We start from the raw sequence: 15806 nt of genomic DNA, 5'->3' as shown, positions 1-15806 counted from the left end.
GGGAGAGGCAAGAGATGGCGAATAAACCGCGACAGCTGCAACGGGGTGACACGATTGGTATTGTTACTTTAGGCAGTCCGTTGGATGCCAGCACGATTAATCAGGGAATCAATACATTAAGAAACATGGGGTTCCAGGTTATTGTGGGTGATTATGTATATGCTGCTAACGGTTTCCAGGCAGCTCCCCCTCAGCAGCAGGCCGCGGATTTGATGTCCATGTTTGAAAATACACAAGTCAAATTGATCCTGCCTACAAGGGGCGGTGTGGGGGTAGCGAGCATCCTTCCTTATTTGGACTTTCCCCTGATCAGCAAAAATCCTAAACTTATTTCGGGTTACAGCGACATCACTATACTGCTGAATGTTCTTTACCAATATGCGAATCTAGTCACATTTCATAGCTTAATGCTCCTTGATTTCAAACCAGGTACTCCGGACTATAACTATAACCAGTTCTTCAATGCCACTACACGATTAACCGCACCTTGGCCCATTAATAATCCAGCAGGAGTTTCGCTTGTCAGTAAAGTTCCTGGCAATGTAACCGGTCCGATCGTTGGCGGTAATCTCACATCATTCGTAGGCAGTTTAGGAACTCCTTATGAGATTGACACAAAGGGAAAGATTTTATTTCTTGAAGATACACATGAACCGGTAAATACGATTTATCGATACTTGAACCACCTGAAGCTAGCTGGTAAATTTGATGATTGTATCGGAATTATGATGGGAGAATGTACAAATTGTAATCCTGCTTATGGGAAAACGTACGAAAATGTAATTGATGAATTTATTGTTCCATTAGGCAAACCACTGATGACGAACTTGGCAAGCGGACACGGGTTTTATAAAGCAGCAGTACCTTTCGGGGTAAACGTGAACATGAATACGAACAACCGCACAATTACTGTGATGGAGCCGACTGTGATCGCTTAAAGAGGTTTGCTAGGTTTGCAGATTAGTAACAGCGGATCTGCTTTGCAGTTTTTCGACGATCTCAATGATTTCTGTTAATTGATCAATCGCAAAATCAGCATTCACCTTTTCCCATTGATTATCCTTTTTCCAAACCGTTATCATTCCAGCATTTTTTGCTCCATCTATGTCATTGATGGGATGGTCCCCTACAAAGATACAATGTTGCGGAGTTGATTTTAAGTAATGTATAGCTCGATTAAATATTTGGATATCAGGTTTTTTTATGCCTTCGCTTTCGGAGATTAACATGATATCAAAGAATTCTTTTATCCCCAGTGCGTCTATGTTACTCATCTGAAAATGAGTAAAACCGTTCGTAATTATTCCTAATGAAATCGATTTAGCTTTCAACTTTTTTAACATCGATTGCAGACCCGGAAAAGGAACACAAAAGTGTTTAAAATAAGCAAGGTAATCGGCAAGCAAGCCTTCCCAAGTTATTCCTTCTATATGGAACTCCTTAACGATTTGCTGGTAGACTTTATCCTTCCATACATAACCTCGATTATCTAACTCAATAAATCTGGAGACGTAAATTTCCTTTGGTATGTTCCCGATCCGATCAGTTAACCTTTCATACTGATCACTTGCGAAGTTTTGTATGGATACATCTCTATTCAATAAGGTTCCATCTAGATCAAAGAGCACTGTATTTACCAAACTATCACTCTCCTTTTGGTTTAAGGGACAGGATTTATCCCTATTTTTCTGGATCCCAAATTAATGAGGACTTATAAAATTTTTTGAAGACTTATAAATGGATGTTTAGGACTTATAACGGTTCGAATACATTTTTTGAACCTCATCTATTGGTAGTTTCTCGTTTCAACTTTACTTCTTTTATTTAACCAGCATTTATTTTCTATAGGCTCTGTTAAACTTTAATGTTGAAAATTAGCTCAAAATTAAAGGAAACTCTAATAAATAGGGTTTCCTCAATTTTTGTTCAACTAAAGCACAACTTCAATTTAGAAAATTCAACAAAAAGTAGTGCTAATCTATTTTGAGTTGAACCCTTTAATTTTCTATTCGAATTAAGCGTTTTTCATAAATATCTATTGTTTCAATTTGTAGATTATTTAAATTAATTTTCAACTCATTCTCACGCTCTTCATCCTCTTCACCTAACCAACAAATATAAATTTCACAATAATCCCCTTGTGGAATCAACTCTTTCAGTAGGTGACATAAATAGAGAAAAGTCTTTTTGGATTTTTCGTAGTTATGCGGTGAGTGAATCTTTTGAAATTCATTCATTTGCCATATGGGATGACCTTTTTCAGAAACCTCATAAATATAAGGCGTAGTAAAATGCTTCTGCTTAACTACATTACGATTTTCTTCATTTGAGAAAACATAACCAATTTCAACCTCATCCTCTGTATAGTATTCATTAAGTTTTACTGCAAAATTTAAACCAATATAGGTTGCCATACTCATTTTCATAAACTCCTTAAAATAGGCTGAATTTCATTTAATATGTTATTGTTCTACCTTTTTTCCTCAAGTAAGCAATTCGTTGAATAAGCGACTACACATTGAATTTTGAATTACCTTTAACAGAGCCTTTCTATAAAAAAGCTGTTTTTTCTATTTAACAATATAAAAATCATGAGAAACATGATTTTCTACTATTTATATAATATTCTCCTCTCTTTCTTTCCATAAAAAAGTGCACTTCTCCTTCATTAGGAAAAATGCACATTGTGTTTAGCCTGCTACTATTCAGGTATGTCACAGCCATCGTCATCACAGCTTACTCCGTTTTGATCGTTTAAAGAAGTGATCTCATCCTCTGCGATGATTTTAGTCAAAGCGTTCACAAATACTTCCATTGGCTGGGCACCGGTAAGGGCGTATTTTTTATTAATCAAAAAGAATGGAACGCCTGTAATGCCATACTGCTGACCTGTTTGCTGATCAGCACGCACAGCGTCTGTCATCTCATCACTTGCGAGCATTTTCTCTACTTCTTCCCTGTTCAACCCGACTTCAGCTGCAAGCTCCACTAAAGTCTCATGATCACCAATATGTTTGGATTCGGTGAAATAAGCACGCAGAATGCGATCTGTCATCTTATGCATTAAGCCGTGATCTTTGGCAAGCATCGTTACACGGTGAGCATCAAACGTGTTGGTTAAGATTAAGGTATCAAACTTAAAATCTACCCCAGCCTCTTTCCCCATCTGAGTCATGTTCTCTGTGTTTGCTTTTGCTGTCTCTATACTCATGCCATATTTTTTAGCGAGTTTTTCGTACATGTTATCTTTGACATCACGTTCCATCGTCGGATCCAACTCAAAGCATCGATACGTCACTTCGATCGGATGGTCAATCTGCTTAATAGCGTCCTCCAGACGCTTTTTGCCAATATAGCAGAATGGTCAAGCGAAGTCAGTCCACATTTCAATATGCATAAACGATCCCTCCAATTGTCTTTTTCATCTTCAGTATAGAAGGAATTCTGTTTTTTTACACGTGATTTGATTCTGTACAAAAAATACGGTGTAGGGTAGGGGTCTGACCCCTACCCTACACCGTATTTTAAACCGCTTTCTCATAAGGCTATATCGTTACTTCCTTATTCTTTATCACTTTACTGCTCACTATCACTACGACTGATGAAATTACAAGGATCCATATTAGTGCAACAATCCATAGCCGCTTGGCTGCCGGTTAAGATCTCTTTCACGAGCTGTTCATCTTCAGGCATTTTTATTACCTCATTCATTAAGACGGGATATATATCAAAAGGATTTATTTTTATAAAAAAAAGAGCTGTTTTATCCAGCTCATCAGTTTTCGTTTATGTATTCAATTACAATTATTTCAAAATATGTCACTTAGTACAATGATTGATTTGATTGCAGAACCTTTCCCACCCCTGCCTTACACCCAATCCAGTAACTCGGGACAGGCAAATTCCATATTTTAATATGAGGAAATCGAGAAGAGATTTTCACGTGAACTTGCGATTAATCTTAACTCGTTATTAATAGTACAAACAATTCAAGGAGGTGTTCTTATTGGATAATAAACACCAATGGAATCTGGATGGATTAAGCACAGGTGACTTTCAAGTCAGTGGCGGTAACCCGCATCATCCACAAGATCCGCGTGAACAAGATCCCCGTATTTTCGTTGGCACCTGTGTCGGCGTTTGTGTAATCGGTATCTGTTTTAACTTTTGCGGAGGCTGTGGCGGATGTTTCGGCTGCGGCGGATGTGCTGGACGTTGCGGCGGATGTGCCGGATGTGGCGGTTGCGCTGGTCGTTGTGGCGGCTGTGGCGGACGTTGCGGTGGCGGCGGCGGACGTTGTGGTGGACACTAATTAGCTCTTGAGACATGATAATATGGTGCTTTAATTAAGAAAAAGGACTTGAAGCTGACTCAAAAGGTACATAAAGTGGCCTTTGATGTCAGCTTTTTCATATTTTCGTGGTGTTTTATCAGATGAAATTGTCATTCTTAGGTGCAAGTGTATGCGGCTGAGCGAAACAAAGGCTTTCTTGCGTGAAACGACAGCAATCCTGTGCGGAACAGAGACTAGTTGGGGTGAAACGACAGCGATATTGAGCGAACGTGTAATAAATATAAGAACGCGTCCGTAAAAGCCGATTATCGTAAAAGAAGTTTGCCCTCCCTTCAAACTTTAAAATACATAATGGACAAAAGGTATCCATATTAATAGATGATGAGCTTTTCGTGGAGGAGTGGTCTTATGAACAAAGTAAATCCTTCTATGTGTTTAAAGGTGAAAAAAGATCTCTTTATTTATCCGGAACACAATAAAGGAGTTTATCTTCGGAACAATGTAACCTCTGTAAGAATAGAAGGAAGCACGATTGAAAAGTGGCTTGAGAAGTTAATTCCCTTGTTGGATGGAAGTCTGACGCTCGGTGAAGTAACAAACGGTTTACCAGAGCCCTATAAGGAGCAAGTGTATAAGATTACGGACGTTTTATTCGAAAATGGTTTTGTACGTGATGTCAGTCAGGATCTTCCCCACCAGCTTTCCGAGTCTATCCTTACAAAATACGCTTCACAGATTGAATACATCAATTATTTAAAAGACTCTGGCGCATATCGGTTTCAAAAGTACCGTGAGACGAAGGTAGCTGTGCTAAGTTCCGGGTCCCTTCTTCACTCCCTTGTCCAATCACTGATTGATTCTGGTCTTCCTGCGTTCAGCATCTTTGCTACTCAAGAAACAGATGAAAAAAGACTCCACAAAATGATTGCGAAAGTGAAGGCGGCAGATCCCGATACCTTAATTTCCATCACACAGTTAGAGAAAAACAGTGAAAACTTGCAGCGGTTCGACTATATCATCTACGGTTCAGAAGGAAATGATTTGAATAAATTGCGCGAGATACAAAAATTCTGCATAAACCAGGGCAAGACGTTTTTACCCGTTACGATTGAGAAAAATGCTGCATTTGCGGGACCAATAGTTTCTGCGGAATCCAATGCTTGCTGGGAGTCCGCTTATCGCCGGCTGCATCAAACGGAAGAAGCAATAAGCTCCGCTTCGTCAACCGCTGTTTCCATGCTCGCAAACGTGGCGGTTTTTGAACTTTTCAAAACGATTACCGGGGTACAGGAAAGCAAAAAAGACAGCCTAATTTACAGACTTAGCTTAGAAACACTCGAGGGCAGCTGGCACCCTGTTATTCCCCATCCTCAAGTGACAGGAAACACGAAAGCTTTGCCCATTCCAGACCCGCTGGTGCACATGTTGGACACAAACCATCCACAAAAAGATTTCCAATCGTTGTTTTATCAGATCACTTCAAGAGATACCGGTATTTTTCATACGTGGGAAGAAGAAGATTTGCTGCAGCTTCCTTTATCCCAATGCAAAGTTACGGTAGCAGATCCTCGCACAGAGATTGTCTGTTCAGGACTTACGCATGATGAAGCAAGAACTGAGGCTGGTCTCTCAGGGATCGAAACATATGTGAAAGGCTTATACCGGGATGCCTCTCCCACATTAACTGCTGGTGCCGGTCAAACGGCAATTGAAAGCATGTGCAGAGCTTTGCAGAACAGTCTTCATGAAGCATTAGCGAAGACAAAGGAATATGCTGCTTCATCTAGGTTGGACGTAAGCAGTATTCATGATGAGCGATGCCGCTTTTTGATAAAGTCTCTGTCTAAGTTTTGTCCTGAAACAAAAGTTTATAGCGGTGTTAAAGTGTTCGGTCTTCCTGTCGTCTGGGTGCATACCAATGACCATTGGTACGGTAGTGCTGGCTTGAATAATAAGTTGGCTTTAGAGAGAGCATTAAAAACGGCCTTAATAGACACGCAAAATAATGAAAACCTGTTTAACCCTTATGGTGTCAGGGTCAATTCCATTCCATGTGAAACGCAATTACAGGTCATTTCCCTGGATGAACAGTCCCTTCACGAAACATTTGCGTCAGCACTTCAAACACTAGAAAAGAATAACGTGCGGGCACAGTTCTTCTTGCTGCAAGCCGAAACCATCCTTAATGAACACACAGCCGGAATATTCGGTGTCACACTGAGCGAGGAGGAACAGTCATGAAACACTCCATCGCTATTATTGGAAACGGACAGTTAGCTGACTATGTATCTATGAATTTACGTGAAACCTATCAAATTGCACGCTGGGCTTCTGTAAAAGAAGCCGTCCCAAATAAAGAAAATTTGGGATTGGTGCTTCACGACTCGTGGGATCCGGCTGAACATTTAAAAGCTGAAGAAGTATTCGGTTCGAGTGGTACCCCATGGCTCAGGGCATTCTTTTCCTTTGGTGAAGCGAACATCGGACCGCTTGTTGTGACTGATGAACCTGGCTGTTCGCAGTGTGCCGATCTTCGGCATTTTATGACGGGACCAGACCGAAGAGAACATTTTCAAATCAAAGAATACAAGCTGAATCAAAGTGAGAGCTTACGAGATCCGTGGGGCTCTATTCTCGGAATCTCTCAAACTGCTGCTCTCATTCAAGATGAGATTCATCGTTTTTTAAATGGAGAAAAAACACATACAGTGAATCACATCCTCTTGCTGCACTTGAACACGTTCAGGCTTTCCCGCCATTTCTTTTTACCTGACCCGTACTGTTCAGTTTGCGGCGGCCTTCCGGAGGATACAGCGGATTTCGCAAAAATAAATTTGAAGCAAAGCCCAAAAACTTCAATGGAAAGTTACCGGTGCCGCTCAATAGAAGAACTCCATAAAGTACTCAGCAAAGACTACTTGGACAGCCGGACGGGTGTATTAAATTATAAACGATATGATTACCTGTCCCCTTTTGCAGACACCGTCGTCAATCTTCCATTATTGTCGGGTAACGAATTGAACGCAGGACGCACCCATTCTTATGCACATAGTGAGCTCTCCGGTATTTTAGAGGGACTAGAGCGATATTGCGGCTATGCGCCGCGAGGTAAACGAACGACTGTGTATGAACCGTATTCAAAGGTAGAGAAGTATGCGCTGGATCCTGAATCGATCGGCGTTCATACGAAGGAACAATATGAGAGATCTCATTTTCCTTTCAAACCTTTGGATAGAGACCGCCCCGTTCATTGGGTTTGGGGATATTCGTTAACAGAGGAGCGGCCGATTCTCGTTCCTGAGACGTTCGCTTATTACAGCTTAGGCGGCGGTGAAGGATTTGTGTACGAAACATCGAACGGCTGTGCAGTTGGCGGAAGCCTAGAGGAAGCTATTTTATATGGAATCTTCGAGATCGTTGAGCGGGATGCGTTTCTTATGGCTTGGTATGGCCAGCTTCCTATTCCCCGCCTGGATAGCAAGACGATCGATGATACAGAACTGCAGCTCATGCTCCACCGCCTTCAGAGTATAACGGGGTATGAAATTCATCTGTTTAATTCTACGACGGAGAATGGTATTCCGAGCATTTGGGCGATGGCCAAGAATACGAAGGATGATGGATTGAATCTGCTATGTGCAGCGGGTGCCCACCTAGATCCGGTTCGAGCGGTAAAAGGAGCCGTTCAAGAACTGTCCGGCATGCTTTTTAACATGGATAATGAGTTTGTAATGAACCGCAAAAAATATGAAAAGGTGCTTCGTGACTCGTATCTCGTCCGCCATATGGAAGATCATTCGATGCTGTACGGTTTAAAGGAAGCGGAGAAACGGATGTTCTTTCTGCTAGATAAACGGATGAATAAAAATTTTAAAGACGAATTTCAGCCAGTCCGTCAAAATGCTGACTTGTTGGATGATCTAAATGGAGTCTTAGAAACGTTTAAAAAATTGAATCTAGAAGTCATTGTTGTTGATCAAACAGGACCTGAACTGAAGCTAAACGGACTGCACTGTGTAAAAGTTGTAATACCAGGGATGCTGCCGATGACATTTGGTCACCACTTGACTCGGTTAAAGGGACTTGATCGCGTTCTGACTGTGCCTGCAAAACTCGGTTACGTGAAACAGCCTCTCACCTATGGGGAGCTTAATCCGTATCCTCATCCATTTCCATAAGTTAGCCAAGGGGGAACCGTTATGAACCTCGATGAATTTTTGTATAAACTTCATTTCGAGACTGACAAGATAACACCCCCTGACTGGGAGGTGAACTGGGACGATGCGCCTCTTCCCTATAAACTGTATCGTGGATTGCCTGTTGTACATTTAGATTCAGATATTCCGGAAGTACTTGAACAAACGGCGAAACCAACTTTAAAAGACATCGGCCACTTTCTTTGGTATAGTTTTGGACTTACTCAAGTCAGCGAGTCGTTCCCTTTTCCTGGCCAAACGGACTCATGGACAGCATGCAGGCGTTTTGTCCCATCCGGCGGAGCGCTGTATCCAAGTGAACTTTACTTGTATTTAAAAATTGAAGATGTGGCTGCTGGAATCTATCATTATGACGTCGCGCACCACTGTTTAGTTTGTTTGCGGGAAGGTAATTTTGATGATTATGTAAAGCAGGCACTCGGTAACCGCTGTGACGTCTCTTCTTCTTTTGGAGCTGTTTTTATCTCAACTTTCTTTTGGAAGAACTTTTTCAAATATCATAACTTCTCTTACCGGCTTCATGGTTTGGATGCTGGATTTGTGATCGGTCAGCTGCTTGAAGTCGGGCGGCGGCTCGGTTTTGAATCAGGCGTCTATTATCACTTTTTGGACCGTGCCATCAATCATATGATTGGAATCAACAAAAACGAAGAAAGTGTATATGCTGTGGTTCCTCTTTCTGTTGATAAAAAAATGACCTGGTTTCGTGATGAAGCGCAAGATCCGGTATCGGCAGAAAAATTATGCTCTGAACTGAAACCGCTCCATCATCAGCATTACGTCCGGTCGAAGGAAATAAGAGAATACCCGATGCTGCTTAAGATGAATGAAGCATGCATGATGGATTCTTTTGCTTCTCCAATCACAATAAAAAAGACCCAGCATGAAGAACGAGGAAACCCGGTTATCAGGCTTCCTTCTGTAGATCGGTTATCTTACAAGTTCTCAAATGCATGCGGTAGCCGCTACTCACCTGGCCTGGATTTCGTCTTGAAGCCGATCAGCCTGAACACATTGTCTGCACTATTTTTTGAAACCATTTCTGCGAGTTCCTACCGAAATGATCTTGATCAAGGTCTTCAGCAGCTTCCTTACAGGGTATCTCTTACTCTTAGTTCATATAACATTGATGGTTTATCAAACGCCTTATACGCCTACGATGGTTCAGCGCATGTATTGAGAGGTATAGCTGAAGGAGATTTCCGCAACGCACTTCAAGACGGACTGTTAGCCGACTTTGTTAATACGGCACAGATTTCTCTATCCGTGAACATCGTTGGAAATCAGGATCATTATCGAAGTGCCTATGGATTTAGAGGGCATCGCATTCAGCACATGGAAACGGGTATTCTCTCTCATTCTTTGCTACTGGCCGCTTCGGCATTAAAGTTAGGCGGGCATCCCATACTAGGATTTAATGTACCTTGGTATGATGAGCTCTTTCAATTGAATCAAAGAGGAAGAACCAGTCTGCTTCATATACCAATCGGGCATTATCGGTCAAATCCGAGATTGCAAGGAAGTTTGCACATCTAAAAAAAGCCTGAGATCATTTTCTCAGGCTTCTTTACGTTTATCTTTCTGGCTGGACTATGATCATCTATGCTGATCAAAAAGAATCGGATTTCCATCCGGATCTTCTACTATAAAACTTGCTGGCCCTTCGCTGTTTTCATCTGCTTCAGTCAGCATTTTTACGCCTTTAGCTTTAAGCTCCTTTTGAAGATCTCGAACGTCTGTAAAGGAATCGAGATTTTCGGCATTTTCATTCCAACCCGGATTAAATGTGAGAATGTTTTTTTCAAACATGCCTTGAAAAAGACCGATTACACAGCTTTCATTCTTTAAAATCAGCCAATTTTGTTCGATGTTTCCTCCAAGAGCTGTAAATCCTAGTTTCTCGTAAAACTCTTTTGAAGCATGAATATCTTTTACCGTTAAACTTACAGAGAATGCACCTAGTTTCATAGTTCCTCCTCTTAACGCTTATTATTTTCTTACAACAAATATAATCGAAATAATTTCATCTTCCAAAAAATTTTTCATTATTTATCTTTTTTGACGTTTCCTTATATAAAGTCCAATGAAAACAATGAATAGCACGAACAAAAAAACATAAATCACTTTCGAATAAACGTCCATGTAATGCGCGATAACATCCCACGATTCACCGAAATAAGCTCCCAGGTTTACGAGTACCACGTTCCAGATCAGGGTTCCAAGAGTAGTAAGGACAAGGAACACACCCATGTTCATGTTTGACATTCCTGCAGGGATAGAGATCAAACTCCGGACGAGCGGTATAAATCGGCAAAAGAATACCGTCCAAGGACCATAACGGTCAAACCAGGCATCTGCTTTATGAATATCTTTTTTCGTGAGTCGTAGAATATGTCCCCAGCGATCAATGATCTTCTCCATTACTTCAACATCCAGCTGCCGACCGATTCCGTAAAGCACTAAAGCACCTAGCACAGAACCCGCTGTTGCTGATAAGACAACTCCTAAAATATTCAGATTTGAGGTTTGTGTCATAAAACCGCCAAACGTTAAAATGATCTCCGACGGGATGGGCGGAAAAATATTCTCGAGCGCAATCAGCAGTAATATGCCAACATAGCCGAATTCGTTCATAATACTAGTTAACCAATTTTCCATCGTAAACTCCTTTGATCCAAACTAAGATGCACATTTTTTAATAGACTCTGTACATGTACGTCTATTTTTCAAAAAAGTTTCTATTAAAATAAAATTCTCTAAAAAAGCTTAGACGAAAAGTGATCACGCAACCAAAACCTCTATAATATGGAGGAAAAAAATAAGAGGCTTCAACTAAAGCCCCCTTTAATGAGTTCAGATTATCCATCTATTAATAACTACTCCCAAATTTATAACAATATGAAAAACTATGGCAGGGTAAATACTATTGGTTTTCAAAACCACTATTACATTATAAAAAATATGTCTTTATATCCTAGCATTTAGTTGTTTTTTCTCTCACGTACCAATTCTTTTAAAATATCATTCTGTTCTTTCAACTTTTCAGTAATATCTACAAGTGTCAAGAAAATTAGCCATACAAAAATCCCGAAAAAGACTAAATGGTATTATCGTTAGTAAGTCACTCATTATTAATTCCTCTTTCTATAATTATTTTAAGTATCAGTCCTTTATTTCAATAAAAAAGTGCACTTCTGCTTCTTAAAGTAATGCACCCGATTATGGAATAACTATTACAGGGATACTGCAATATTCTAGAGCAAAAAGGGAACAATGGCAGATGATCTTAAAGGAATGAACCCATTACCTCAAAACGAGTCAAAAAATGTCAGATAAACGGCAGAAAATGGCAGAATAAAATAGAGCATTTTGTTTATAAGGTGTTAATATGATATTAAGCAGACCATTTAAAACGGCAACTGAATTGGTTGCTATTTTTGTTTAAATGAAATTGTTCCTGTTGCCGAAATTAGTAAGGCGGAAGGAGGTGTAACTTTGGCACATAGAGTATATCCAGTAGAGAGCCATTACTTAATTGAAATAGATACGTGCGAAGATGATAAAGTTACAAAAACTTGGATCTGGGATGTTTATATTGCTTCAGATGGTAAGAAAGACTATCGAGGTAGGGCTAAGGAAAGTACAGGGGAGTATGAAATATCTTGGACTGTCCTTAGAGATCATGACCTATTACAAGAAATGATTCGGCATTGTCAAATGGTAATGTTTGAAATATAAAAGATACAGCATCCTATATGCTTCAAATTGTGACTTAAATAAATTATTCAATTAAAAAAATGCGCTGCTGAGTGTCCTACTACTAAACAACGCTTTCTATAAATTATTTGGTTTTTAGTTATTGCTACACTTTTTTTAAGACTTATTTAAAGGTAATTGTTTCCTATAGTTGAATTTAATTGGTGAAAGGGGGAAATGGTTTGACAGAAACTATAGAAGAACGAATTGCACTAAGAGAAAAAATATTGTTCGATTTGTATGATTATCACTTTACTAATATTGGTAGTGAATATCGTACTAACAGTGATGAATTAAAAAAAGCTCCTGAAGAAAACCTTGCTTACGATTATCTTGATCAAAAAGGATTAATTAAAGTTAAAAGACTTAACCAAAGTTTATTAGTTAAGATTACAGCTCAAGGGATTGACTTTTGTGAAACTAAAATATTAAAAGAAATACAACGTGTGTAGTTATTAGCATCCCTTGGGGTGCTTTTTATTTTGTACTCTGTTCTTGCCTAAAAGGCAACCCATATCACACCTCCTTTTTGAAGAAATGCACCCGTTGAACATTTTTACTACTTTTATAGAATTTTCAAACCGTTACCTTAAGCCACTTAGCTATTATTTCTCTAAGTTTCTCTTCGTTTCTTATTACGTCACTTTTATTAGTAAACTTTATGATGGCTCTGTCTGGTGACACCCAATCCAATAAACCAGTAGTATCGACGAACAGCTGATCTTCATTACTACCCTCTTTTACCTTGACTCCACAATGAAAAATAAGACGAAAAAATCCTTTACCATGTAAATTAAAAGTTATTCTATCTTTATTTTGAATACTGTAGCTAGGTGCATTCCATTTAATCTTTTCCGTAAATTCACTATTTGTGCTTTTGATTATGTTTCGTACAGCTTCTATTTCCTCTTTAAGAGGATGATTAAGGTTATTCATAAATTTTTCTACCTTATCGGGTTCATGGGTCGTCATTATCTCACCTCATTTTTTTACGATTACACATTTATCTATTTTCAATAAAAAGAGCATTTCTCCTTCCTGAAGAAATGCACCCGTTCGTAATATAAAGGTTAGCCAGAATTTCTGGTTGACCTTTTTGTTGAAGAACAATGTTAACAATCGTTCTAGAAATTCCGTCATTTTTTATCGTTAACCATATATTTATATGTTACCAACTCGTGTATCTTTTATAAAAAGAAGATAAACAATTCCTATTCACTGTCACAGTGGATGTAAGAAATTCTTAAAGATAGAGGTGAGATTGATTGTTTTTTCCTTCTAGAAAAATAATCACTTAGATATACCTAAAACAATGAAAGCCCTACCTCTCTTCCATCCTTACGGCTCCTTGTCCGTGCCAGTGTGAATCAGTATTACAAATATCAAGTGACTAATATTGTCGAGTTTTTTGATAAAATTTCAAATGTTCGTAGAAGAGGTTTAAATAATAAAAATGGATTAAATTGTAGAATAACAAAAGAGGCTAATGTTCTAAAAGTAAGTTGAAGAAGTTGAATGTCTTTGAAATGCTTTACTTTTAATCATAATATCCCGTAAAATTTAGGATATTTTTTGGAATGCAATATATTATCTATAATTAACCTTAACAGAAACTTTTTATTTGATTTTCAGTGATTCCTTCAATTACTTCAAGTTCACTAATCAAAAATTCATATGCATTATCCAACATTTTTTTTTCGCTTGCATTAAGTGCTTTTTCTTTCTTCATACGCATTAAATCACGTACAACTTCAGCACCTTCCTGTATTTCACCCGTTTTTAGTTTGTCCGTATTTACTTTATACCTTTGTTTCCACGGTAGTAATCTATCTGATTCTCCATGCTGAAAAATGTGTATGATGTGTTTTAATGCATGTATATCAGTAACTGGTCGTATACTTGAACTCAATATTTTACGCGTTGGAATCATAACTTGCATATTACTGATTGACATTTTTATGACATAATACTGTTGTTTTTCCCCTGGGAAATCTTTTTCTTCTAAGGCTTCAATTATACCTGCTCCGTGCATTGGATAAACAATGTTATCGCCAATTTGAAACATATAATCCACCTCCATATATGGTAACCTTCTACAGGATACCATATATGCGTTTTTTTATCAAATATTTAATAATATCATTTCTTTATTTTTGTTGTCAATAACTTTTTCTTTAAAAATCAGTTCAATCAAAAACAACATCAAAACAATAGGGAACGTGTTGGATTACCAATAAAGGGAAGGTCAATTGATAATTACCATATTTTGTTTGAAAAAGGTATAATTTCGGGTATTCTATTGTGATTACACTTCTAGGAGTTGATTTAATGCATCCTAAGAGAAAAAGATACAATGTAACTGTCGAAGGGAATGGAGAGTTACAAAAAGATGTAATAGTAGCTTATGATCCTGATGAAATGTATTGGTTAGTTCGCAAACTATACGGGCATCTACTTATTGATAATGAAACGGGCAAAAAAATAGGAACTATTTCATTTCAAGAAACCGAATTAGGATAAGGATAGTACACTTATTTTTTTGTTTGTGCGTTGCTATCGGCAATTTGTTTATACTTGCAGCCGTTGGGCGATAGGCGTTTAATTTTATACAACCCTTTCCTAAATGTTCTGCATTTTATGCATATAATCTTGGCAATGAGCAAACAATTCGATTCCATTTCCTTTTAACCAACGAACTTTCAATACTCGTTCTTGCCATAACGTTGGAGTTCAAACAAACCATACATTTATAGTTAAAACCATTAATTATGTTTATTTTAAAGATGATAAAAGTAGCAAGGTATAACCATATCTCCACAATCCTGCTTTGCTTCTTAATTCAATAATAAAGACCTGCGTAAACAGCTCTTTAGATATTCAACAATCGCACCCGTTTGTTGAATAAGCGAAAGAAAAAACCAACCTAAAAAAGCTGGTTTTTTAAACTTAAATGGTTCTCCGTTATTGATTAACATCAAATTATTCAAGCTTCAGAATAAATTCTTCAACATCAATTCCTCGAGCGTTGGAAAAACCCTTATCCTCAGAGGTAATTCTAAACCCGCATTTTTCCAAGACCCGAATGGAGGAAATGTTGTCTTTGGCGGCACGAGCAAAAAGTGGGCGTATCTTGATATAATTCAGAAACTCAGATAACGCCTTAGTTGCAATCCCCTGACCCCAATATTCTTTTCCAATCCAATAACTGACTTCAGGTTCTCCGAACTGTTCAAAGTTCGAGATGTGACCAGAGACTTTCCCATTAAAAATGATAGTTTTAATGGTTATAGTCTCGTCGGCTATAATTTTTGTCCAGTGGTCCATAAATGTATCTTTATCCGATGGGTCCTTAGCTGTGAAGGCAGCGATATAGTTCGCGGTAGAATCGAGTTGTTGCTCGAAGAAGATAGGGATGTCTTCCTCTGTAACATCTCTCAGTTTCACTGAAGTGTTAATCATATAAATCACACTCTCCCTAATATATAGTATTTAATTCGAGCACTTCTCCTTCCTGAAGAAATGCACCCGATTGTTGAATA

General features: G+C 38.6%; 15 protein-coding genes. 7 read left to right on the top strand and 8 right to left on the bottom strand.

The window, feature by feature from the left end; all coding sequences use genetic code 11:
• The first annotated feature begins 14 nt into the window (after positions 1-14).
• A complete protein-coding gene (locus ABE41_RS06225) occupies positions 15-938 on the top strand; it encodes a S66 peptidase family protein (protein ID WP_066287605.1) in 924 nt (307 codons plus the stop codon).
• Between the two features lie 9 nt (positions 939-947).
• Here the strand turns inward: ABE41_RS06225 and ABE41_RS06220 are convergent, their stop codons facing one another.
• From ABE41_RS06220 to ABE41_RS06210, 3 genes are all read right to left on the bottom strand, one after another.
• Positions 948-1640, bottom strand: coding sequence for an HAD family hydrolase (locus ABE41_RS06220; protein ID WP_066287603.1), 693 nt, complete (start codon positions 1638-1640; stop codon positions 948-950).
• Between the two features lie 357 nt (positions 1641-1997).
• Positions 1998-2420 carry a hypothetical protein gene (locus ABE41_RS06215; protein WP_066287601.1) on the bottom strand — a complete coding sequence of 141 codons (423 nt, stop codon included), beginning with the start codon at positions 2418-2420 and terminating at the stop codon, positions 1998-2000.
• 281 nt (positions 2421-2701) lie between these two features.
• A complete protein-coding gene (locus ABE41_RS06210) occupies positions 2702-3352 on the bottom strand; it encodes a DsbA family oxidoreductase (protein WP_301336214.1) in 651 nt (216 codons plus the stop codon).
• A gap of 1350 nt (positions 3353-4702) precedes the next feature.
• Here ABE41_RS06210 and ABE41_RS06200 point away from each other — a divergent pair.
• Genes ABE41_RS06200 through ABE41_RS06190 form a run of 3 tightly spaced genes read left to right on the top strand, consistent with a single transcriptional unit; the run spans position 4703 to position 10047 of the window.
• Positions 4703-6535, top strand: a complete 1833-nt coding sequence (locus tag ABE41_RS06200) for a hypothetical protein (protein WP_066287587.1) — start codon at positions 4703-4705, stop codon at positions 6533-6535.
• Positions 6532-8472 (top strand): TOMM precursor leader peptide-binding protein, encoded by a 1941-nt coding sequence (locus tag ABE41_RS06195; RefSeq protein WP_066287586.1) that lies wholly within the window; start codon positions 6532-6534, stop codon positions 8470-8472. The genes ABE41_RS06200 and ABE41_RS06195 overlap by 4 nt, the downstream gene beginning before the upstream one ends.
• 21 nt (positions 8473-8493) lie before the next feature.
• Positions 8494-10047, top strand: a complete 1554-nt coding sequence (locus tag ABE41_RS06190) for a SagB family peptide dehydrogenase (protein ID WP_066287584.1) — start codon at positions 8494-8496, stop codon at positions 10045-10047.
• Between the two features lie 60 nt (positions 10048-10107).
• Here ABE41_RS06190 and ABE41_RS06185 read toward each other — a convergent pair whose 3' ends face one another.
• Together ABE41_RS06185 and ABE41_RS06180 are read right to left on the bottom strand one after the other, a co-directional pair.
• Positions 10108-10479, bottom strand: a complete 372-nt coding sequence (locus ABE41_RS06185; protein ID WP_066287580.1) for a VOC family protein — start codon at positions 10477-10479, stop codon at positions 10108-10110.
• A gap of 81 nt (positions 10480-10560) precedes the next feature.
• Positions 10561-11169, bottom strand: coding sequence for a DedA family protein (locus ABE41_RS06180; protein ID WP_066287577.1), 609 nt, complete (start codon positions 11167-11169; stop codon positions 10561-10563).
• An 837-nt stretch (positions 11170-12006) separates the two neighbouring features.
• Here ABE41_RS06180 and ABE41_RS06175 point away from each other — a divergent pair.
• Both ABE41_RS06175 and ABE41_RS06170 read left to right on the top strand, forming a co-directional pair.
• Positions 12007-12249 (top strand): hypothetical protein, encoded by a 243-nt coding sequence (locus tag ABE41_RS06175; protein WP_066287573.1) that lies wholly within the window; start codon positions 12007-12009, stop codon positions 12247-12249.
• Between the two features lie 200 nt (positions 12250-12449).
• Positions 12450-12719: a hypothetical protein gene (locus ABE41_RS06170; RefSeq protein WP_066287571.1), complete on the top strand. Its 270-nt coding sequence runs from the start codon at positions 12450-12452 to the stop codon at positions 12717-12719.
• A gap of 124 nt (positions 12720-12843) precedes the next feature.
• Here ABE41_RS06170 and ABE41_RS06165 read toward each other — a convergent pair whose 3' ends face one another.
• Together ABE41_RS06165 and ABE41_RS06160 are read right to left on the bottom strand one after the other, a co-directional pair.
• Positions 12844-13239: a DUF1801 domain-containing protein gene (locus tag ABE41_RS06165; protein WP_066287566.1), complete on the bottom strand. Its 396-nt coding sequence runs from the start codon at positions 13237-13239 to the stop codon at positions 12844-12846.
• A gap of 631 nt (positions 13240-13870) precedes the next feature.
• The gene (locus ABE41_RS06160; protein ID WP_066287562.1) at positions 13871-14332 is read right to left on the bottom strand and encodes a CarD family transcriptional regulator; all 462 of its coding nucleotides are present in this window, start codon (positions 14330-14332) and stop codon (positions 13871-13873) included.
• A gap of 263 nt (positions 14333-14595) precedes the next feature.
• On the opposite strand from ABE41_RS06160, the gene ABE41_RS06155 reads away from it, so the two are divergent.
• Positions 14596-14787 (top strand): hypothetical protein, encoded by a 192-nt coding sequence (locus tag ABE41_RS06155; RefSeq protein ID WP_066287560.1) that lies wholly within the window; start codon positions 14596-14598, stop codon positions 14785-14787.
• A 459-nt stretch (positions 14788-15246) separates the two neighbouring features.
• On the opposite strand, the gene ABE41_RS06150 is transcribed toward ABE41_RS06155, so the two are convergent.
• Positions 15247-15726 carry a GNAT family N-acetyltransferase gene (locus tag ABE41_RS06150; RefSeq protein ID WP_066287557.1) on the bottom strand — a complete coding sequence of 160 codons (480 nt, stop codon included), beginning with the start codon at positions 15724-15726 and terminating at the stop codon, positions 15247-15249.
• Between the last annotated feature and the right edge of the window lie 80 nt (positions 15727-15806).

The organism is Fictibacillus arsenicus (genome assembly GCF_001642935.1).
Lineage (GTDB): Bacteria > Bacillota > Bacilli > Bacillales > Fictibacillaceae > Fictibacillus > Fictibacillus arsenicus_B.
Note: the sequence above shows the minus strand (reverse complement) of the source record. Positions and strands in the feature narration are given on the sequence as shown.

Coding starts and splice junctions, on each gene's coding strand:
- ABE41_RS06225 (WP_066287605.1), top strand. CDS start 15: ATGGCGAATAAACCGCGACAGCTGCAACGGGGTGACACGATTGGTATT.
- ABE41_RS06215 (WP_066287601.1), bottom strand. CDS start 2,420: ATGAGTATGGCAACCTATATTGGTTTAAATTTTGCAGTAAAACTTAAT.
- ABE41_RS06200 (WP_066287587.1), top strand. CDS start 4,703: ATGAACAAAGTAAATCCTTCTATGTGTTTAAAGGTGAAAAAAGATCTC.
- ABE41_RS06195 (WP_066287586.1), top strand. CDS start 6,532: ATGAAACACTCCATCGCTATTATTGGAAACGGACAGTTAGCTGACTAT.
- ABE41_RS06190 (WP_066287584.1), top strand. CDS start 8,494: ATGAACCTCGATGAATTTTTGTATAAACTTCATTTCGAGACTGACAAG.
- ABE41_RS06185 (WP_066287580.1), bottom strand. CDS start 10,479: ATGAAACTAGGTGCATTCTCTGTAAGTTTAACGGTAAAAGATATTCAT.
- ABE41_RS06180 (WP_066287577.1), bottom strand. CDS start 11,169: ATGGAAAATTGGTTAACTAGTATTATGAACGAATTCGGCTATGTTGGC.
- ABE41_RS06165 (WP_066287566.1), bottom strand. CDS start 13,239: ATGACGACCCATGAACCCGATAAGGTAGAAAAATTTATGAATAACCTT.
- ABE41_RS06160 (WP_066287562.1), bottom strand. CDS start 14,332: ATGTTTCAAATTGGCGATAACATTGTTTATCCAATGCACGGAGCAGGT.
- ABE41_RS06155 (WP_066287560.1), top strand. CDS start 14,596: ATGCATCCTAAGAGAAAAAGATACAATGTAACTGTCGAAGGGAATGGA.
- ABE41_RS06150 (WP_066287557.1), bottom strand. CDS start 15,726: ATGATTAACACTTCAGTGAAACTGAGAGATGTTACAGAGGAAGACATC.